Raw genomic sequence first — 17067 nt, 5'->3', positions numbered from 1 at the left:
CCGCCGTTACACACGTTCGATGATGGTTGCCGCGCCCATGCCGGATGCGATGCACAAGGTGGCCAGACCGGTTTCCTTGTCCTGGCGCTCCAGCTCGTCCAACAGGGTGCCGATGATGATCGCGCCGGTGGCGCCCAGCGGGTGGCCCATGGCGATCGAACCACCATTGACGTTGACCAGCGCCGGATCGACGTCAAACGCCTGCTGGAACCGCAGCACGACCGAGGCGAAGGCCTCGTTGACCTCGAACAGGTCCAGATCGCTGATCTTCATGCCGGTTTCGGCCAGGATCTTTTCGGTCACCGGAACCGGGCCAGTCAGCATGATGGTCGGATCGGTCCCGATCTTGGCGGTGGCCTTGATGCGGGCGCGCGGCTTCAGGCCGTATTTCTCGCCGAATTCCTTGTTGCCGATCAGAACGGCCGCCGCGCCATCCACGATGCCCGAGCTGTTGCCGGCGTGGTGGATGTGGTTGATCTTTTCCAGGTGCGGGTATTTCAGCATCGCCACCTTGTCGAAACCGGGCATCTGCTCGCCCATCATCTGGAAGGACGGGTTCAGCGCGCCGAGGCTCTGCATGTCGGTGCCGGGGCGCATGTATTCGTCGCGGTCCAGAATGGTCAGGCCGTTGCGGTCCTTCACGGAGATCACCGACTTGGCAAAGCGGTTCTCTTCCCACGCCTTGGCCGCGCGTTTCTGAGACTCGACGGCCAGCGCGTCGGCATCGTCGCGGCTGAAACCGTATTCGGTGGCGATGATGTCGGCCGAGATGCCTTGCGGGACGAAATAGGTCTCCATCGCCAGCGACGGGTCGACCGCGATGGCGGCGCCGTCGCTGCCCATGGGCACGCGGCCCATCATCTCGACGCCACCGGCGATATAGGCCTCGCCCGCGCCGCCTTTGACCTGGTTGGCGGCCAGGTTCACGGCCTCCATACCGGATGCGCAGAACCGGTTGATGGCCAGGCCGGGGATCGATTCATCCAAGTCCGAGGCCAGAACCGCGGACCGCGCCAGGCAGCCGCCCTGTTCCATCACCTGGGTCACGTTGCCCCAGATCACGTCCTCGACGGCGTGGCCTTCCAGGTTGTTGCGTTCCTTGATGGCGTTCAGGGCCACCGCCGACAGGCGCACCGAGGTCACCTCGTGCAGGCTGCCGTCCTTGCGGCCCTTGCCGCGCGGGGTGCGCAGGGCATCATAAATGTAAGCTTCGGTCATACTTCTCTCCTCAAGCTCGATCCGACGGATTGCCGGGCATCAGGTCATAGGGGTGTTTCCATCCAGGCTGCTCGGACAGGCGGGTCAGCCAGGCGTCGATATGGGGCCATTCGGCGCGGTCAAAGCCGAAGGGTTCGGGGTAATACAGGTAGCCGCAGCAGCTGAGATCGGCGTTGGTCACGCTGTCGCCGACGATCCAGTCGCGGCCCTCAAGATGCGCGTTCAGCACCTGATTGGCGGCCTTCAGGCGGCCCTGGTTGAAGGCGATCACATCCGGGTTGCGGTGCTCTTCGGGCAGAAAGTTGATCAGGAACCGGGTCATGCCAGCCATCGAGCTGAACTTGTGGTTGTCCCACAGCACCCAGCGCAGGATGTCATAATTTTCTTCCCGAGTATTTCCGCCGAATTTACCTGACTTTTCGGTGACATAGGCCTGAATCGCGCCCGATTGGCTGGTCCGGAAATCTCCGTCGATCAACACCGGCGCTTCGCCCATTTCGTTGACTTCGGCGCGGTATTCGGGGGTTCGGGTCTGGCCGTTGAAGAAATCGACAAAGACCGGCTCCCATTCCAGCCCCGACATCTCGAGCGCAAGGGCGGCCTTGTACGAGTTTCCGCTTTCTCCGAAGCAATGCAGTTTTATCGTCATGCACTCACCCCTCCCAAGGCGGTTTGTACGGTTTCGTCACGCACGTGTTTCGAGAAAGACCTGACCGCGGGCCGCAGCCGCGTTCGGACTTGTCTTGCTGAAAACACGCCGGGCCTGGGCCAGGCATCGGGGTCGTCTAGCGTTTGCGCGCCTCAAGCTCGGAATTGAAGATACGCAGCCGGTGGGTCAGGTTCTCCTCGTCGATCACGCTGTTGAAGTTCTCGAACAGGAATGACAGCGCCTCTCCTTCGTCCAGCCCGGCCTCGCGGGCAAATCCCTTGAGTTTTCGATACCCGTCCTCGGTCATGGCGACGGGAAAGCGGCGGGTCAGGCGAAAGCGTTTTGGCATGTCATCTCCTCCATGAGCGCTGGTTCCGGGCGGGGTCGCCCGGAACCAGACTGGGATCAGAAGTTCGCCGCGTCCAGTGCCATCACCGTGTCGGCGCCGGTCTGGATCCGAGCCAGGTGCATGCCTGTGGCCGGCAGACGGCGCGCCATGTAGTAGCGGCCGGTGGCGATCTTGGTCTCGTAGAAGTCCTTGTCGGACGCGCCGGCATCCAGTGCTTCCTGCGCGGCCTTAGCCATCTGCGCCCACATCAGGCCCAGGCAGACATGACCGAACATGTGCATGAAGTCATACGAGCCCGACAGAGCGTTGTTCGGGTTGGTCATGCCGTTCTGCATGAAATACATGCCGGCGGCCTGCAGGTCTTTCGAGGCGGCCTTCAGCGGTTCGATGAACGCCTTGTCATAGGCTTGGTCCTTGCCGCTGTTTTCCTTGCAGAAGGTTTTGACCATGTCGAAGAAGGCCATGACATGCTTGCCGCCGTCCTGCGCCAGCTTGCGGCCGACCAGGTCCAGCGCCTGAACGCCGTTGGCTCCTTCGTAGATCATAGCGATGCGGGCGTCGCGGGTGTATTGCGACATGCCCCATTCCTCGATGTAGCCATGGCCGCCATAGACCTGCTGGGCCTGAACGGTCATGTCATAGCCCTCGTCGGTCAGGAAACCCTTGATGACCGGGGTCATCAGCGAGATCAGCCCGTCGGCGTCCTTGTCGCCTGCGCGGTGCGCCTTGTCGATCAGGGTCGCGCCCCACAGGATGAAGGCCCGCGCGCCTTCCACAAAGCTTTTCTGGTCCATCAGGCTGCGGCGGATGTCGGGATGTACGATCAGCGGATCGGCCGGGCCGTCGGGATTCTTGACGCCGGTCACGTCGCGGCCTTGCAGACGGTCCTTGGCGTATTCCAGCGCGTTCTGATAGGCGGCCTCGGCTTGAGCCAGACCTTGCATGCCGACACCCAGACGCGCTTCGTTCATCATGGTGAACATGGCGCGCATGCCCTTGTGTTCCTGACCCAGCAGGTAACCGGTTGCGCCGTCATAGTTCATTACGCAGGTCGAGTTGCCGTGGATGCCCATCTTTTCTTCGATCTTGCCGACCGAAACACCATTGCGCTCGCCCAGGCTGCCGTCTTCGTTCACTAGGTACTTGGGCACGATGAACAGCGACACTCCCTTGATGCCCTCGGGGCCGCCGGGGATCTTGGCCAGCACCAGGTGGATGATGTTGTCGGCCATGTCGTGATCGCCGGACGAGATAAAGATCTTTTGGCCGGTGATCTTGTAGCTGCCATCGCCCTGCGGCTCGGCCTTGGTGCGCATCAGGCCCAGATCGGTGCCGCAATGCGGCTCGGTCAGGTTCATGGTGCCGGTCCATTCACAGCTGACCATCTTGGGCAGATATGTGTCTTTCTGCGCGTCGGTGCCATGCGCCAGGATGGCCGAGGCCGCGCCGTGGGTCAGGCCCTGATACATGGTGAAAGCCTGGTTCGCGGCCGAGAACATCTCGCCCACGGCCGTGCCAAGAACATAAGGCATGTTCTGGCCGCCATATTCCTCGGGCATGTCCAGACCGGTCCAGCCGCCTTCCTTGACCTGCTCGAACGCATCCTTGAACCCGGTCGGGGTGTAGACGACGCCGTTTTCCAGCCGGCAGCCTTCGGTGTCGCCGACCACGTTCAGCGGGTGCAGCAGGTTGACGGCGACCTTGCCGGCCTCTTCCAGAACGGCGCCCGTGAACTCGGGCTCCAGCTCATCGTAGCCCGGAATATCCGAGGCCGAGATTTTCAGAACGTCATGCAGAACGAATTGCGTGTCTTTGGTAGGCGCGTTGTAAACGGGCATTTGAAGCTCCCTTAATTCAGATGTCCGGGTGGCAGGCGGCGCGGAGTTACTCGGCCGCCTTCTTTTCCTGTTTCATCGAGGCGATGACCTTCTCGCCCCAGCGCAACTGCTCCTTCAGATCGTCAATGGCCTGAGTCAGTTCCTCGCGGCGGGCTTCCATGTCCGCCAGACGCTCGCACGCGATTTCATAGGTGCGGGTCATCTGGGTCAGTTGCTGGTCGCCGACATGGTACAGATCCAGAAGCTGACGGATCTCTTCCAGGCTGAAACCAAAGCGTTTGCCGCGCAGGATCAGCTTGAGCCGCGCCCTGTCACGTTTGGTGAACAGCCGTTTTTGGCCCTCACGGATCGGAAACAAAAGCTCTTTGGCTTCGTAGAACCGCAAGGTCCGCGGCGTGACGTCATAGGTCTCGCACATCTCGCGGATGGTCATAAGATCTTCGGTCATTGGTCACCCTCTCGTCGCTGGCGTCATGAGAAAGTTGCGCAGTCGATGGCCGCTTTACAACATGAGATTGACGTTTACGTAATCCAGACGCTGCGTCACAAAGAAATTGACGTAACTTCCGGTCGCGTAAAGCGACGGGTTGGCAATTTTCTTTCCGTTGGGTCAGCCAAATCCACTGTACCCGCGCGGTTCCAATCCGACGGGCAGGCGGCAGGGCGCCAGCCGAAAAATGCAGATTTCCGGTGTAATGAAGGATGGGTTTGGAGGGCTCGAACCGGCCGATTTAGGTCAGCGAGTTGGCCGTTTGATCGCGAAGGCGCTGCAACTCGTCCATGGCTTCGTCCAGTTGTTGACGCTGCTGACGCAGCTCTTCCATCTGGCGGTCGGCCATTTCGACAAAGGTCGCCATCTGGGCCTTGTTGCCTTGATCTTCGTAGATCAACAACCACTGCCGGATTTCCTCAAGTGGGAACCCGAACTTGCGGCCACGCATGATCAGCTTCATCCGCGCACGCTCGCGCGGACCGTAAAACCGGGAACGTCCTTCCCGGTCTGGCTGCAGCAGTTCGATATATTCGTAATAGCGCAGGGTACGCGGAGTCACGTCAAACTCGGCGCACATCTCTTTGAATGACAAACGATCGTCGGACATTCCTGTTCTCCTCGGCTGCAACCTAGGGCGTTGCGCGGACAAGCGCAACAGGCGGGCTTGCCCTTTGCGTCAACACCGGACCATAAAGAAGGCGACGCAACAGGACAGAGCACCAATGGTCGACAAGACAGTACTCGCCCGCCAGTTCATCGAGGCGATCCCCCATGCGCGGGCCCTGGGCCTGACGCTGACCCATATCGGCGAGGGTGAGGCCGAGATCACCATGCCTTACAACGAGGATCTGATCGGCGATCCCCGCACTGGCGTGATTCACGGCGGGGCTGTGTCGGCCAGCCTGGATACTTGCTGCGGGGCTGCGGTCATGAGCCATCCGGCGGCGCCGGGCGGCACAGCAACCATCGATCTGCGCATCGACTACATGCGCGCCGCAACGCCCGGCCAGACGATCACCACCCGCGCGACCTGCTATCACATCACGCGCAATGTAGCCTTCGTGCGCGCAACTGCCATGGACGACGATCAGGATCGCCCGGTGGCCACCGCCTCGGGCGCCTTCACAGTCGAGGGGAAGTGAGATGGCAAGACCCCGTCCCGAACCGATGCAGGTGGTGAAACAGCGCCGCGACGCGGCCCTCAAGGCGCTGGTCGAGGGGGTTCCGTATATCCGGTTCCTCAATATCAGCTTCGACCGGCGCGGAGACGAACTGACCGGAGTTCTGAATTTCGACGAAAAGCTGATCGGCAACCCGTTCCTGCCGGCGATTCATGGGGGCGTCACGGCGGCCTTTCTCGAGGTGACGGCGGTGATCACGCTCAGCTGGGAGCACCTGTTCCCGCGCATCGAAAGCGGTGAGATCGATGCCGAGGACATCATCTCCGATCACAGTATCCGCTTTCCCAAGACCATCGATTTCACGGTGGATTACCTGCGCTCGGGCCTGCCGCGCGATGCCTATGCACGCGCCTTCATCAGCCGGGCGGGTCGGCGGTATGCCTCGGTGCGCGTCGAGGCTTGGCAGGACAACCACGCCAAGCTGTTCGCGCAGGCCGCAGGGCATTTCCTGATGCCGCAAGAGCCTTCGGCCAAGAGCTGAGTAAAATGCGGGACGCCTCGGCACCCATTACGCACAGACGGGTGCTGAAGATCGCGGTGCCGATCGTGCTGTCCAACGCGACGGTGCCGATTCTGGGCGCGGTAGATACCGGCGTGGTCGGCCAGATGGGGCAGGCCGCCCCGATCGGCGCGGTTGGCATTGGCGCGGTCATTCTGGCCACGATCTACTGGGTGTTCGGCTTTCTGCGCATGGGCACGACCGGATTGGCGGCGCAGGCCCGAGGCGCGGGAGACACGGCCGAAACCGGTGCGCTGCTCATGCGCGGCCTGCTCTTGGGCGGCGCGGCGGGGCTGTTCTTTATCGTGGCGCAGGTGGCGGTGTTCGCAGGGGCCTTCGCGCTGTCGCCCGCCAGCCCCGAGGTCGAGGCGTTGACGCGCAAATACCTCGAGATTCGCATCTGGGGCGCGCCCGCGACCATTGCGCTTTATGCCGTGACCGGCTGGCTGATCGCGGTCGAGCGCACGCGCGGCGTGTTCGTCCTGCAGGTTTGGATGAACGGGCTGAACATCCTGCTGGATCTGTGGTTCGTGCTGGGGCTGGGCTGGGGCGTCGAAGGGGTGGCGGTGGCCACGCTGATTGCCGAATGGACGGGTCTGGCGCTGGGTCTGTGGCTGTGCCGCGATGCGTTCGGGGGTAATCAATGGCGCGATTGGGCGCGGATCTTCGACCCCGCCCGCCTGCGCCGGATGATGCAGGTCAATGGCGACATCATGATCCGGTCGGTCCTGCTGACCGGGTCCTTCACCACCTTTCTGTTCGTGGGCGCCGATCTGGGCGACGTGACGCTGGCCGCCAACCAGGTGCTGCTGCAGTTCCTGGAAATCACCGCCTTTGCGCTGGACGGCTTCGCCTTTTCCGCCGAGGCGCTGGTGGGCAGCGCCGTCGGAGCCAAGGATCGGTACCAGGTCCGGCGCGCCTCGGTCATGGCGTCGCAATGGGGCGTCGGTGGGGCGTTGCTGCTGGGGGCCACATTTTTTGTGGCAGGGCCCGCATTGATCGACCTGATGGCCACCGCGCCCGAGGTGCGGATCGCGGCGCGCGAATACCTGATCTGGGCAGCGCTGGCCCCGGTGATCGGCGTTGCCAGCTGGATGTTCGACGGCATTTACATCGGCGCCACCTGGACCCGCGCCATGCGCACCGCCATGATCCAGTCGGTGGCGATCTATGTTGTGGCGCTGTTCCTGCTGGTGCCAACCATGGGCAATCACGGGCTGTGGGCCGCGCTGATGGTGCTCAACACCGCCCGCGCGGTGACGCTAGGCCTGCGCTATCCCCGGCTCGAGGCGCAGGTGGCCTAGAGCAGGGTCAGCAGGTTCTCGGGCGGGCGACCGATGGCGGCCTTGTCGGCGGTGATCCCGACGGGGCGTTCGATGAGGATCGGGTTCTCGGCCATGGCCTGAACCAAGGCCTCTTCCGGCGTATCCTTGCTCAGCCCCAGTTCCTTGAACCGCGCCTCGCCCCTGCGCATCATCTCGATCGCCTGGATGCCCAACCGGGACAGCACCGCACGCAGCTCATCCGCGCCGGGCGCGTCCTCGAGGTATCTGCGAACGGTGACTTCGGCGCCGCGGTCCTGCAGCAGGGCCAGCCCGGCGCGCGATTTTGAACAGCGTGGGTTGTGCCAGTATTCGATCACAGCCAATCCTCTCGTTTGCTGCCGACGGCGTCGGCCACCGACTTGAACCCGTCCCGCGCCAGCAGGGCATCCAGCCCCCGCGCGATCTCGGCCGCCAGCGACAGGCCGCCATAGACCATCGCGGTATAGAACTGCACGGCTGAGGCCCCGGCGCAGATCTTGGCATAGGCCTGTTCGGCCGTGGCGATGCCGCCCACGCCGATCAGCGGGATCTGCCCTTCGGTCAACTGGCTCAGCCGGGCCAGAACGCGGGTCGATTTCTCGAACAGGGGCGCGCCCGACAGTCCGCCGGCCTGATCCTTGTGCGGGCTGCGCAGCCCTTCGCGCGACAAGGTCGTGTTGGTGGCGATGACACCGTCGATGCCCGTGTCACGGGCGACATCGGCGATGTCCCGCAGTTCGTCATCCGTCAGGTCGGGGGCGATCTTCAGAAACACCGGGACCCGCCGCGCCAAGGCATCGCGGGTGTCCAGCACACCTGCCAGCAGGGCGCTCAGCGCTTCTTTCCCCTGCAGGTCGCGCAGCTTTTCGGTGTTGGGCGACGAGACATTCACCGTGGCGAAATCCAGCCATTGCCCGCAATGGGCCAGCACATGCGCAAAATCCCGCGCCCGGTCGGTGCTGTCCTTGTTGGCGCCCAGGTTCAGGCCGATCACCGCGTCCTTGGGGCGGTGCGCCAGACGCCGGGCCATCGCCTCCATCCCTTCGTTGTTGAAGCCGAACCGGTTGATGGCGGCGCGGTCCTCGGTCAGGCGGAACAGTCGCGGCTTGGGGTTGCCCGGCTGCGGGCGCGGGGTCACGGCGCCCACCTCAATGAATCCGAAGCCCGCGCGCGACAGCGGACCCAGAACCTCGCCATTCTTGTCGAACCCGGCGGCCAGCCCCACCGGGTTGGGCAGGTCCAGCCCGGCAAGTTGCGTGCGCAAGCGCGTCGAGGTGACGGGACCGGGCGCCGGGGTCAAACCCGTTTTCAGCGCCTTGATCGACAGGCCGTGCGCGGTTTCTGGGTCCAGGCGATGTAGCGCGGCCAGGGCCAGTTTCTCGGTCAGTTTCATCCGAAGGACGCTCCGGTTGGGGTAGGGGCGGTGCGGATCAGGCGCGAGTCGGCCACCGCCGCCTGCCGGTGAGTGACCGCCGCGCGATAGGCCGGGTCGGTCACCATCTCCAGAAACGCATGGGCCGAGGGGTAACGGGCGATGAACATCTCGTCCCACGCTTCGCCCTTCGGGCCGATCAGCGTTGTCTGGAACGTGCCGCGCCAGATGATCGAGGCCCCCAGCCGCGCGATGATCGGGGCGGTTTCGGCACCATACCGGCGATAGGCTTCTGCGCCGCTCAGCCCCGCGCCGGCCAGGTCGTGGCCTGCGGGATAGACGGCCTTGGCGCGGAACTGCACAAGGTTCAGCATCTCGATCGGGTGATCGCGGTCCAGCGCTTTGAACGCCTCGAACTCGGCGCGGTCGGGGTCGATATGGCCGGTCATTGCATCTCCTTGGGGAAGCGGTGCGCGCCGTTTTCCAGCGACAGCGGCTTGGCCCAGACCACATCCGCCATGCGCATGTTGCGATAGAGATGCGGGAACAAGGCCCCGCCGCGCGAGACCTCCCATCTCAGATCATCGCCCATTTTCTGGGCATCGCAGGCCACGAGGGTCAGGTTTTCGACCCCGGCAAAGTGTTTAGCCGCGGTCTCGGCCGCCTGTTCTGCGGTGGAGAAATGCACAAACCCATCCGCCACATCGATGGGCGCGCCCCGGGTTTCGCCCTGTGCCTGCAGGGCCGCCCATTCCTCGGCCCGGAATATCTTGTAGATCAGCATGGCGCCGTGATGCCCCGCGCGCGGGGTAGAATCAAGCCGCATTTCCCCCTTTGACTCTTTGCCGCCCTCGGCGCACGATCCTGACAATCAATAACAGGGAGTTTCAAATGATTACCCGTTTCCTGACATCCGTGGCGGCCCTTGGCCTGACTGCAGGCATGGCGGCGGCCGACTACAAGCTGACCATTCTGCACACCAACGACTTCCATTCCCGGTTCGAGCCGATCAACAAATATGACAGCGGCTGTGGCGCCGAGGACAATGCCGAAGGCAAATGCTTCGGCGGTTCGGCGCGTTTGGTGACCGCGGTCAACGACGCCCGCGCGCGGGCCGAAAACTCGATCCTCGTGGACGGCGGTGACCAGTTTCAGGGGTCGTTGTTCTATACCTATTACAAGGGCAAGGTCGCGGCCGAGTTCATGAACAAGCTGGGCTATGATGCGATGACCGTGGGCAACCACGAATTCGACGATGGCCCCGAGGTTCTGGCCGGTTTCGTTGATGCGGTCGAATTTCCGATCCTGATGTCGAATGCGAACATCGAGAACGAGGAACTTTTGACTGACCGGATCAAGAAATCGACCGTGATCGAAGTGGGCGGAGAGAAGGTTGGCCTGATCGGCCTGACCCCCGAAGACACCGACGAGTTGGCTTCACCCGGTCCGAATGTCGTGTTCTCTGATCCTGTTCCGGCGGTTCAGGCCGAGGTGGACAAGCTGACGGGGGAAGGCATCAACAAGATCATCGTGCTCAGCCATTCGGGCTATGGCGTCGACCAGCGGGTCGCGCAGGAAACCACGGGTGTTGACGTGATCGTGGGAGGACACTCGAACACCTACCTGTCGAACACTTCGGACAAGGCCGCCGGGCCATATCCGACCGTGGTGAACGGGGTGCAGATCGTTCAGGCCTATGCCTACGGCAAGTTCCTGGGCGAGCTGAACGTGACCTTCGATGACGACGGCAACGTGGTTCAGGCGGTCGGTGAGCCGCTGATCATGGACAACACCGTGACCGAGGATCAGGCTGCCCTGGATCGCATCGCAGAACTGGCCAAGCCGCTGGACGAGATCCGCAACAAGGTCGTGGCCAACGCCGCGGCTCCGATCGAAGGTGATCGGTCGATCTGCCGCGTGCAGGAATGCGAGATGGGTAACCTGGTGGCCGATGCCATGCTGGCGCGGGTCGCCGATCAGGGCGTTCAGATCGCCATCGCCAACTCGGGTGGCTTGCGCGCCTCGATCGACGCGGGCGACGTGACCATGGGCGAGGTGTTGACCGTTCTGCCCTTCCAGAACACGCTCTCGACCTTCGAGATCAGTGGGCAGGGTATCATCGATGCGCTGGAAAACGGCGTCAGCCAGGTAGAAGAGGTCAAGGGTCGCTTCCCGCAGGTGGCGGGGCTGAAATTCACCTGGGATCCGTCGGTTGCTCCCAACGAAGGCCGCGTGACCGAGGTCATGGTGGCCGAAGGTGATGGGTATGTGCCGATCGATCCGGCCAAGACCTATTTGGTGGTGACCAACAACTATGTCCGCAACGGTGGCGACGGGTACAAGATGTTCTCTGGCGAGGACAAGAATGCCTACGACTTCGGTCCCGATCTTGCGGATGTGACCGCTGAATACCTTGCGGCCAATGCGCCCTACACGCCCTATCTGGACGGACGTATCCAGCAGAAGTGATTGCTGACACAAAGAAAGAAAAGGCCGCATCCCCGGATGCGGCCTTTTTTGTTGGGTTTCGGCTTAATCGAATTCGTATTCGGGCCACAACTCGGGGTCGAAACCGTCCAACATGGGCCGGATAAAATCCGCAACCTGACGCCAGCCGCCAACCGATTTGGTCGAGATTTTCTTGCGCACCTGGTCGATACTGGCCGTACGCACCTGTTTCTTGTTTTCTTCCGGGTGCATCATGCTTTCGCGCCATTCGATCCCGCAGAATTCTGCAACCTGCTTGCTGTAGGTCTCAGGGTCGGCCACCAGTTTTTCGTATGGCACCGTAAGGATGCGATCACCGAAGATGGCATCCCAATGCTGCATGTAGCGGCGATACATGTTGGCCGAGTGCGCGATCGAGTTCAGGTTCGATGCGTACCGCATACCGGCCGCTGGAAAACGCCGGATCCATTTCGATAGGCCGACGTCCCGAGGGTCACGCAGCATGTTGATGATCTTTGCGTTGGGGAAGGCTGCCAAAAGAAAACCAACCCGCTGGTAGTTGTGCGGCATCTTGTCGACGAAAGCGATCGAGCCCTCGGGGATCGGGGGCATCAACTCGCTGAAATGCTTGGCGAACTCCGCGGCTTCTGCGTCCGAGAATGCCTTCTTTTCGTTCGAGTATGGCGCCGAAAGGTCGGACCCGAGGTTCAGCTCTCCACATCCCGCGATGTCGGGGGCGGAACTCAGCATCATTTCCATCAAGGTGGTGCCCGACCGAGGCTGTCCGATCACGAAAATCGGCAGGGGCATTTCCTCGATCCCGGAACTTGGGACCGACGTGCTGTCAGGGAACAGGCCGCAGATGCGGCGTAGTTTGCGCTCTTCTTCTTCGAAATCGTATGGGTTTTCGTCGTGCTGCACCCTGTTTGCGACTGCAAACTGCGCAAGGGCGGCCTCCAGCCCACCGATCTTTGATTGAAGCTGTGCCAGCGTGAACTCCAGAGTCGAATTGGGGTGTTTCCGCTTTGCGATCGCGGCCTCGACCCGGGGCAACAATGCTTCGGCCTGTTCGGTGTCTACCATTGACGACAATTGGAACAACGCCGATGCGTGATACGGATCCTTGTCCAAAACACGCCACAAAAGGTCAGTACAGCCCTTCTTGTCGCCGGCTTGGTGCAGGTCCACTGCTCGGCGGAAGGCGATTTCGATGTTGTCGGGATCCAGCTCGTATGCGCGCGCAATATCGGCCGAGGCCGCATCCACGAAGCCGACGCGCCCATAGGCCCTGCTGCGGGTGGACAGCAGCTTGGGGTTGTCCGGATCGGTCATCAGGCGCTTGGTGGCGTTCTCGATGATGCTGCGCCAGTTCTTGCCCTTGAGCGTGATTTCATCGATCACCCGGACGATCTCGCGGTTGCCGGGCATCTTTTCGGCCATCTTTTCGGCATAGGCCAAGGCGCGTGCGATCTGGCCGGTCTGCATCAGGGCATTCGCAATGTTTTCGACGAATTGCGGGTCGTCCGGTTTCAGGCGGGCGGCTTCCTGGAAATGCGGCAGCGATTTCTTGTACTGCTTCATCTCGGTCAGAACGAACCCGGCAATCGCGTGGTAGTCCGCGTCTTTCGGGAATTTCTTGATGCCGAGGGTAGCTTTCTTCAGAGCCTGAGAAAGCTTGCCGGAGTCCAGATCCGCCACCGCCTTGGCCTTGAGGGAATTTGGTGCTTGATTTGTCATCTGACTGCGCGAGACCCTGTGCCTGATTGAAACTTTTGTTGTTGGTTCATTACCCATGTGCGGACGGTTTGCAATAACTCTTCCCAACGATGCCATGGCGCAGCTGTTCGTTGCGCGGCCTTCAAACACTTTGCCGGCGGTGCCGAACTACAACATCTGCCCGACAAATCAGGTGCATGTCGTGCGCGCCAGAGAGGGAGGGCGGCAGTTGGACCCGCTGCGATGGGGTTTCTTGCCACATTGGTATAAAACCCAAAACGACGGTCCGCTGCTGATCAACGCCCGCGCCGAAACCCTGGCCCAGAAACCGGCATTTCGCGCAGCTTGCCGTGATCGGCGTTGCCTGATCGTGGCCACGGGTTTCTACGAATGGACCAAGACCCAAGACGGTGCGCGGCTGCCTTGGTACTTCCACCGCAGCGATGGTGCGCCCATCGCCTTTGCCGGCATCTGGCAGAACTGGGGCGAGGGTGAGGCGCGGCAGGCGACCTGCGCGATCGTCACGACCGCAGCCAACGACAATGTGCGTGCGGTTCATCACCGAATGCCGTTGATCATCGAACCGGCGGATTGGGCCTTGTGGCTGGGCGAGGTCGGCAAGGGGGCAGCCCGCCTGATGAAACCCGGCGCCGAGGATGTGTTGCAGTTTCACAGGGTCGGCACGGCCGTAAATTCCAACCGGGCCAGTGGGCCGGACCTTATCGCGCCCGAAGCGGATGAATGACATCAGCGGGGCCTTCTTTTCTTTTGCCATCCTGCGCGCTAAACCCCTGTCATGGCCCTGAAATTCTCAAACCTGTCGCAGCTGTACGCGCATCCGTTCGATACGATCATCGATGTGCGCAGCCCGGCAGAGTTTGCCGAAGACCATCTGCCCGGCGCCATCAACCTCCCGGTTCTGGACAATGAGGAACGCGCACGTGTCGGCACGATCTACGTTCAGCAGAGCCCGTTTCTGGCGCGCAAGCTGGGGGCCGCGTTGGTGTTTCGCAACGCCGCCACCCATATCGAGACGCAACTCAGCCACCACGAGGGCGGTTGGCGCCCTTTGGTCTATTGCTGGCGTGGCGGTCAGCGGTCAGGATCCTTCACCTGGATGCTGCAGCAGATCGGCTGGCGAGCCGAGGTGATCGAGGGCGGATACCGCAGCTATCGGCGTCTGGTGAAGCAGTACCTCTACGATGATCCGCTGCCGTTCAAGCTGGTGGCGTTGGATGGCTACACCGGCACTGCAAAAACGGAACTTCTGGCCCAGTTGCAAACGCGCGGGGTGCAGGTTCTGGATCTCGAAGCGTTGGCCAATCACCGCGGTTCGCTGCTGGGCGAACAACCCGGCGGACAACCCAGCCAGAAAGCCTTCGAATCTGCCTTGGCCTCGGCCATGTGCGCCCTTGATCCGGCACGGCCCGTGTTGGTCGAGGCCGAGTCGTCAAAAATCGGTTCGTTGATCGTGCCCCCAGCGGTCTGGCAGAGCCTGTGCCAAGCGCCGCGAATCCTTGTCACGGCAGATATCGAGGCGCGAACGGACTATCTGGTCGCTGCCTATGACGACATTCTGTCCGATGCCGAGCGTTTGCAGGACCGCCTGTCGCCGCTGCGGTTTCACCGGGGGCATGATGTCGTGGATGCGTGGATGGCTCAGATTGCCGAGGGCAACAAGAAAGCTCTGACGCGCGCCTTGATGGAGCAGCACTATGACCCGGCTTACGAAAAGTCGCGGAAAAACCACCAGTTTGATGTGATTGCGCGCGTGCATGCCACGTCCTTGACTACAGACGGGCTGGATCAGGTCGCGTCGGAAATTGAAGGGATTGTGGCTCAGCTCTGAAGGCGCAGGCCGGGTGTGTCGCTCAATACACCGATGACTGCAGCCGGGTAACCAGCGGCACGTAAATGGTCGCAGATATTTAGAGCGTCGTCGGCCGAAACGGCAGCCAGCAACCCACCTGCGGTCTGAGGATCGAACAGCAGATCGGCTTTGCCGTCAATTGGAACTTCGGGCGCGATGGAACGATTGTCGTTGAACAAGCTGGACCGGACACCTTGCTGGCTGAGCTCGAGCGCCCCCTCCATGACCGGGACTGCGTCGAGATTCAGGACTGCGCCGCAGTTGGATGCCTCGCACAGTCCAACGAGATGCCCGGCCAGTCCAAATCCGGTGACGTCGGTCATGGCATGGGCTTGGGCCAGAATGCGTGCGGCGTCACCCTGCGGCCGCGTCATGTGGTCATAGGCGGACACTACCCACTCGCCGTTGGCTTGCCCTGCCATTTCTGCGGCCATCAGGACTCCGCTGCCAATAGGTTTGGTCAGGATCAACACATCACCGGGCCGCCCACCCGAAAGGGTGATCGGATCAGACTGGCACAAACCCGTGATGGTGAAACCGATGGTAAGCTCATCGCCCATCGAGCTATGGCCGCCGACGATCTCAGCGCCGGCGCTGCGCATGACTTCGGTCGCGGTTGCCATGATTTCAGCCATGGTGCGGTGTTGCAGCTGGGAGGACATGCGCGGCAGGATCAGAGTGGCCGTCGCGGCCTGTGGGGTCGCACCCATCGCCCAGATGTCCCCCAGTGCGTGAATGGCCGCGATGCGGGTCATCAGAACAGGGTCCGGAACGAAGCTGCGCAAATGATCTGACGTCAGCACCTGCCGGACACCTCCAAAGGTCAACATCGCTGCATCATCGCCGGGTAGGGGCGTGATATCCGGACGGTCGGATCGCGGTACTGCGGACAGCGCGGCCTGCAAGGCGCCTCGACCTACCTTGGCGCCGCAACCGCCGCACATGGGCTTGTCGCCCAGAGCGTCGCGCAGTCCATCCGCATGGTGACGGGGAATTGCGGGGGCTGACATCTGGGGCAGTTCACGAAAGCGACGCATGAACTTCTGGTCGATATGGTTTTTCCACCGCCACATCACAGGTCCGCTGAATGACGTCCCAAAGCGCTCGGCCAGTGCCGAGCGTTCCCCCAGCGAGACCAGCTTCAGGTAATCCTTCTGCGGCTTGTACCGGCGCATGGATCCAGCCCCGAGGGCTGCGCGCAGGTTGTTGAACAGAACAGGAGCCTCTCGCACGGCAAAGACACCGGCCTTGGGGCGCGGCGTGTCATCCAGATGAGCGCAGTCGCCGACTGCGAAGACCGATGGATCGCTGGACTGCAAATACCCGTTCACTCGGATAAAGCCGTCGTGCAGGTCCAGTCCGGTCTGGCCGATCCAGTCATAGGGACGGGCGCCCGCCGCGCCGGTTGTGAAATCAGCCGTGATGTGACGCCCATCGGTCAGTTGCACGCCCTCGGGTGTGATCTGCGCAATTTCGGCCTGTTCGATGCAATCGATGCCAAGCTGTTCCATCGCCCGCCGAATGGTCTGGGCGGCTTTGGGGTTTATCGCGGTCAGGATATGCGCCTTGTCTATCAGAGTGACCGTTGCTTGCCGACCCTTGGCGCGCAGAGCATGGGCCATGGCCATCGCCAGTTCGACGCCCGCGACGCCGCCGCCAATGACCGCCACCGAAGCAGGGTCGGTTGCCACTAGATACTGGGCCCATTTTGAGGCAAAGGGACCAAGAGGTTTTGCCGGGATGGCATGTTCCGTGAACCCGGGCAAAGACGGCATGTCCGATGTTATTCCGACATTGATCGAGGCGACATCGAAAGCGACATCAGGGTGATCGGGCACATTCACCAGCCGCCGGTTCAGGTCCAGGCCGATCGCGGCACCCAGAATGATCCGGGCCCCCGCAAACCGCGCCAGCCGGATCAGATCGATGTCCAGGTCGCGGCGGGCATAGTGCCCCGCGACATATCCGGGCAACATCCCGGAATAGGGCGCGGTCGGGCCAGGATTGATCACGGTCAACCGCGCGCCGGGCAGGGGGTTCATCCCCCATTTCCGAAGGTAATGCGCGTGCGTATGACCTCCGCCCACCAGAACCAGATCGCGGGTAAGTGGCAACGAAGGTGTTTTCATG

18 protein-coding genes are annotated in these 17067 nt (G+C 62.1%); 6 read left to right on the top strand and 12 right to left on the bottom strand.

Annotation, left to right across the window (positions count from 1 at the left end; translation table 11 throughout):
* Positions 1-6: 6 nt before the first annotated feature.
* The 6 genes from K3752_RS11720 to K3752_RS11695 form a co-directional block, all read right to left on the bottom strand.
* Positions 7-1218, bottom strand: a complete 1212-nt coding sequence (locus K3752_RS11720; RefSeq protein ID WP_170337662.1) for an acetyl-CoA C-acetyltransferase — start codon at positions 1216-1218, stop codon at positions 7-9.
* A 10-nt stretch (positions 1219-1228) separates the two neighbouring features.
* Positions 1229-1867, bottom strand: a complete 639-nt coding sequence (locus tag K3752_RS11715; RefSeq protein WP_260063324.1) for a glutathione S-transferase family protein — start codon at positions 1865-1867, stop codon at positions 1229-1231.
* A gap of 136 nt (positions 1868-2003) precedes the next feature.
* The gene (locus K3752_RS11710) at positions 2004-2216 is read right to left on the bottom strand and encodes a hypothetical protein (protein ID WP_005981899.1); all 213 of its coding nucleotides are present in this window, start codon (positions 2214-2216) and stop codon (positions 2004-2006) included.
* A gap of 56 nt (positions 2217-2272) precedes the next feature.
* Complete coding sequence (locus K3752_RS11705) at positions 2273-4054, bottom strand: acyl-CoA dehydrogenase C-terminal domain-containing protein (RefSeq protein ID WP_260063323.1); 1782 nt, start codon at positions 4052-4054, stop codon at positions 2273-2275.
* A gap of 46 nt (positions 4055-4100) precedes the next feature.
* Positions 4101-4502 (bottom strand): MerR family DNA-binding transcriptional regulator, encoded by a 402-nt coding sequence (locus tag K3752_RS11700; protein WP_093962630.1) that lies wholly within the window; start codon positions 4500-4502, stop codon positions 4101-4103.
* A 283-nt stretch (positions 4503-4785) separates the two neighbouring features.
* Positions 4786-5154 carry a MerR family DNA-binding transcriptional regulator gene (locus K3752_RS11695; RefSeq protein ID WP_260063322.1) on the bottom strand — a complete coding sequence of 123 codons (369 nt, stop codon included), beginning with the start codon at positions 5152-5154 and terminating at the stop codon, positions 4786-4788.
* Between the two features lie 115 nt (positions 5155-5269).
* Between K3752_RS11695 and K3752_RS11690 the strand changes: the two genes are divergently transcribed.
* From K3752_RS11690 to K3752_RS11680, 3 genes are read left to right on the top strand one after another with little or no spacing between them, the layout of a single operon-like run.
* Positions 5270-5689, top strand: coding sequence for a PaaI family thioesterase (locus K3752_RS11690; protein ID WP_170358398.1), 420 nt, complete (start codon positions 5270-5272; stop codon positions 5687-5689).
* A 1-nt stretch (position 5690) separates the two neighbouring features.
* A complete protein-coding gene (locus tag K3752_RS11685; protein WP_170358400.1) occupies positions 5691-6209 on the top strand; it encodes a PaaI family thioesterase in 519 nt (172 codons plus the stop codon).
* Between the two features lie 5 nt (positions 6210-6214).
* Entirely contained in the window at positions 6215-7531 is a 1317-nt protein-coding gene (locus K3752_RS11680; RefSeq protein ID WP_170538923.1) for an MATE family efflux transporter, read from the top strand.
* Here K3752_RS11680 and arsC read toward each other — a convergent pair.
* Genes arsC through K3752_RS11660 form a run of 4 tightly spaced genes read right to left on the bottom strand, consistent with a single transcriptional unit; the run spans position 7528 to position 9687 of the window.
* Positions 7528-7869 (bottom strand): arsenate reductase (glutaredoxin), encoded by a 342-nt coding sequence (gene arsC / locus K3752_RS11675; RefSeq protein ID WP_170581280.1) that lies wholly within the window; start codon positions 7867-7869, stop codon positions 7528-7530. The two genes, K3752_RS11680 and arsC, sit on opposite strands and share 4 nt — an antisense overlap.
* Positions 7866-8924, bottom strand: a complete 1059-nt coding sequence (locus K3752_RS11670) for a quinone-dependent dihydroorotate dehydrogenase (protein ID WP_260063321.1) — start codon at positions 8922-8924, stop codon at positions 7866-7868. The genes arsC and K3752_RS11670 overlap by 4 nt, the downstream gene beginning before the upstream one ends.
* Positions 8921-9352, bottom strand: coding sequence for a DUF1330 domain-containing protein (locus K3752_RS11665; RefSeq protein ID WP_260063320.1), 432 nt, complete (start codon positions 9350-9352; stop codon positions 8921-8923). The genes K3752_RS11670 and K3752_RS11665 overlap by 4 nt, the downstream gene beginning before the upstream one ends.
* Positions 9349-9687 carry a DUF952 domain-containing protein gene (locus tag K3752_RS11660; RefSeq protein WP_170359235.1) on the bottom strand — a complete coding sequence of 113 codons (339 nt, stop codon included), beginning with the start codon at positions 9685-9687 and terminating at the stop codon, positions 9349-9351. Before K3752_RS11660 ends, K3752_RS11665 begins: the two co-directional genes overlap by 4 nt.
* Before the next feature lie 107 nt (positions 9688-9794).
* Here K3752_RS11660 and K3752_RS11655 point away from each other — a divergent pair, with 107 nt between their 5' ends.
* Positions 9795-11372 carry a bifunctional UDP-sugar hydrolase/5'-nucleotidase gene (locus K3752_RS11655; RefSeq protein WP_260063319.1) on the top strand — a complete coding sequence of 526 codons (1578 nt, stop codon included), beginning with the start codon at positions 9795-9797 and terminating at the stop codon, positions 11370-11372.
* 63 nt (positions 11373-11435) lie between these two features.
* On the opposite strand, the gene K3752_RS11650 is transcribed toward K3752_RS11655, so the two are convergent.
* Positions 11436-13088, bottom strand: coding sequence for a tetratricopeptide repeat-containing sulfotransferase family protein (locus K3752_RS11650; protein ID WP_260063318.1), 1653 nt, complete (start codon positions 13086-13088; stop codon positions 11436-11438).
* Between the two features lie 55 nt (positions 13089-13143).
* On the opposite strand from K3752_RS11650, the gene K3752_RS11645 reads away from it, so the two are divergent.
* A complete protein-coding gene (locus K3752_RS11645) occupies positions 13144-13812 on the top strand; it encodes an SOS response-associated peptidase (RefSeq protein WP_260063317.1) in 669 nt (222 codons plus the stop codon).
* A gap of 51 nt (positions 13813-13863) precedes the next feature.
* Entirely contained in the window at positions 13864-14916 is a 1053-nt protein-coding gene (gene mnmH, locus K3752_RS11640) for a tRNA 2-selenouridine(34) synthase MnmH (RefSeq protein WP_260063316.1), read from the top strand.
* Here mnmH and selD read toward each other — a convergent pair.
* Positions 14907-17066, bottom strand: coding sequence for a selenide, water dikinase SelD (gene selD / locus K3752_RS11635; protein WP_260063315.1), 2160 nt, complete (start codon positions 17064-17066; stop codon positions 14907-14909). The two genes, mnmH and selD, sit on opposite strands and share 10 nt — an antisense overlap.
* Position 17067: the final 1 nt, after the last annotated feature.

The organism is Ruegeria sp. B32 (assembly GCF_025141855.1).
GTDB classification, from domain to species: domain Bacteria; phylum Pseudomonadota; class Alphaproteobacteria; order Rhodobacterales; family Rhodobacteraceae; genus Ruegeria; species Ruegeria arenilitoris.
The sequence above is the reverse complement of the archived record's forward strand: the minus strand, read 5'-3'. Positions and strand labels throughout refer to the sequence as shown.

Bases quoted from the DNA above. Each gene is read 5' to 3' on its own strand.
- K3752_RS11720 (WP_170337662.1), bottom strand. From the start codon at position 1,218: ATGACCGAAGCTTACATTTATGATGCCCTGCGCACCCCGCGCGGCAAG.
- K3752_RS11715 (WP_260063324.1), bottom strand. From the start codon at position 1,867: ATGACGATAAAACTGCATTGCTTCGGAGAAAGCGGAAACTCGTACAAG.
- K3752_RS11710 (WP_005981899.1), bottom strand. From the start codon at position 2,216: ATGCCAAAACGCTTTCGCCTGACCCGCCGCTTTCCCGTCGCCATGACC.
- K3752_RS11705 (WP_260063323.1), bottom strand. From the start codon at position 4,054: ATGCCCGTTTACAACGCGCCTACCAAAGACACGCAATTCGTTCTGCAT.
- K3752_RS11700 (WP_093962630.1), bottom strand. From the start codon at position 4,502: ATGACCGAAGATCTTATGACCATCCGCGAGATGTGCGAGACCTATGAC.
- K3752_RS11695 (WP_260063322.1), bottom strand. From the start codon at position 5,154: ATGTCCGACGATCGTTTGTCATTCAAAGAGATGTGCGCCGAGTTTGAC.
- K3752_RS11690 (WP_170358398.1), top strand. From the start codon at position 5,270: ATGGTCGACAAGACAGTACTCGCCCGCCAGTTCATCGAGGCGATCCCC.
- K3752_RS11685 (WP_170358400.1), top strand. From the start codon at position 5,691: ATGGCAAGACCCCGTCCCGAACCGATGCAGGTGGTGAAACAGCGCCGC.
- K3752_RS11680 (WP_170538923.1), top strand. From the start codon at position 6,215: ATGCGGGACGCCTCGGCACCCATTACGCACAGACGGGTGCTGAAGATC.
- K3752_RS11670 (WP_260063321.1), bottom strand. From the start codon at position 8,924: ATGAAACTGACCGAGAAACTGGCCCTGGCCGCGCTACATCGCCTGGAC.
- K3752_RS11665 (WP_260063320.1), bottom strand. From the start codon at position 9,352: ATGACCGGCCATATCGACCCCGACCGCGCCGAGTTCGAGGCGTTCAAA.
- K3752_RS11660 (WP_170359235.1), bottom strand. From the start codon at position 9,687: ATGCTGATCTACAAGATATTCCGGGCCGAGGAATGGGCGGCCCTGCAG.
- K3752_RS11655 (WP_260063319.1), top strand. From the start codon at position 9,795: ATGATTACCCGTTTCCTGACATCCGTGGCGGCCCTTGGCCTGACTGCA.
- K3752_RS11650 (WP_260063318.1), bottom strand. From the start codon at position 13,088: ATGACAAATCAAGCACCAAATTCCCTCAAGGCCAAGGCGGTGGCGGAT.
- K3752_RS11645 (WP_260063317.1), top strand. From the start codon at position 13,144: ATGTGCGGACGGTTTGCAATAACTCTTCCCAACGATGCCATGGCGCAG.
- mnmH (WP_260063316.1), top strand. From the start codon at position 13,864: ATGGCCCTGAAATTCTCAAACCTGTCGCAGCTGTACGCGCATCCGTTC.
- selD (WP_260063315.1), bottom strand. From the start codon at position 17,066: ATGAAAACACCTTCGTTGCCACTTACCCGCGATCTGGTTCTGGTGGGC.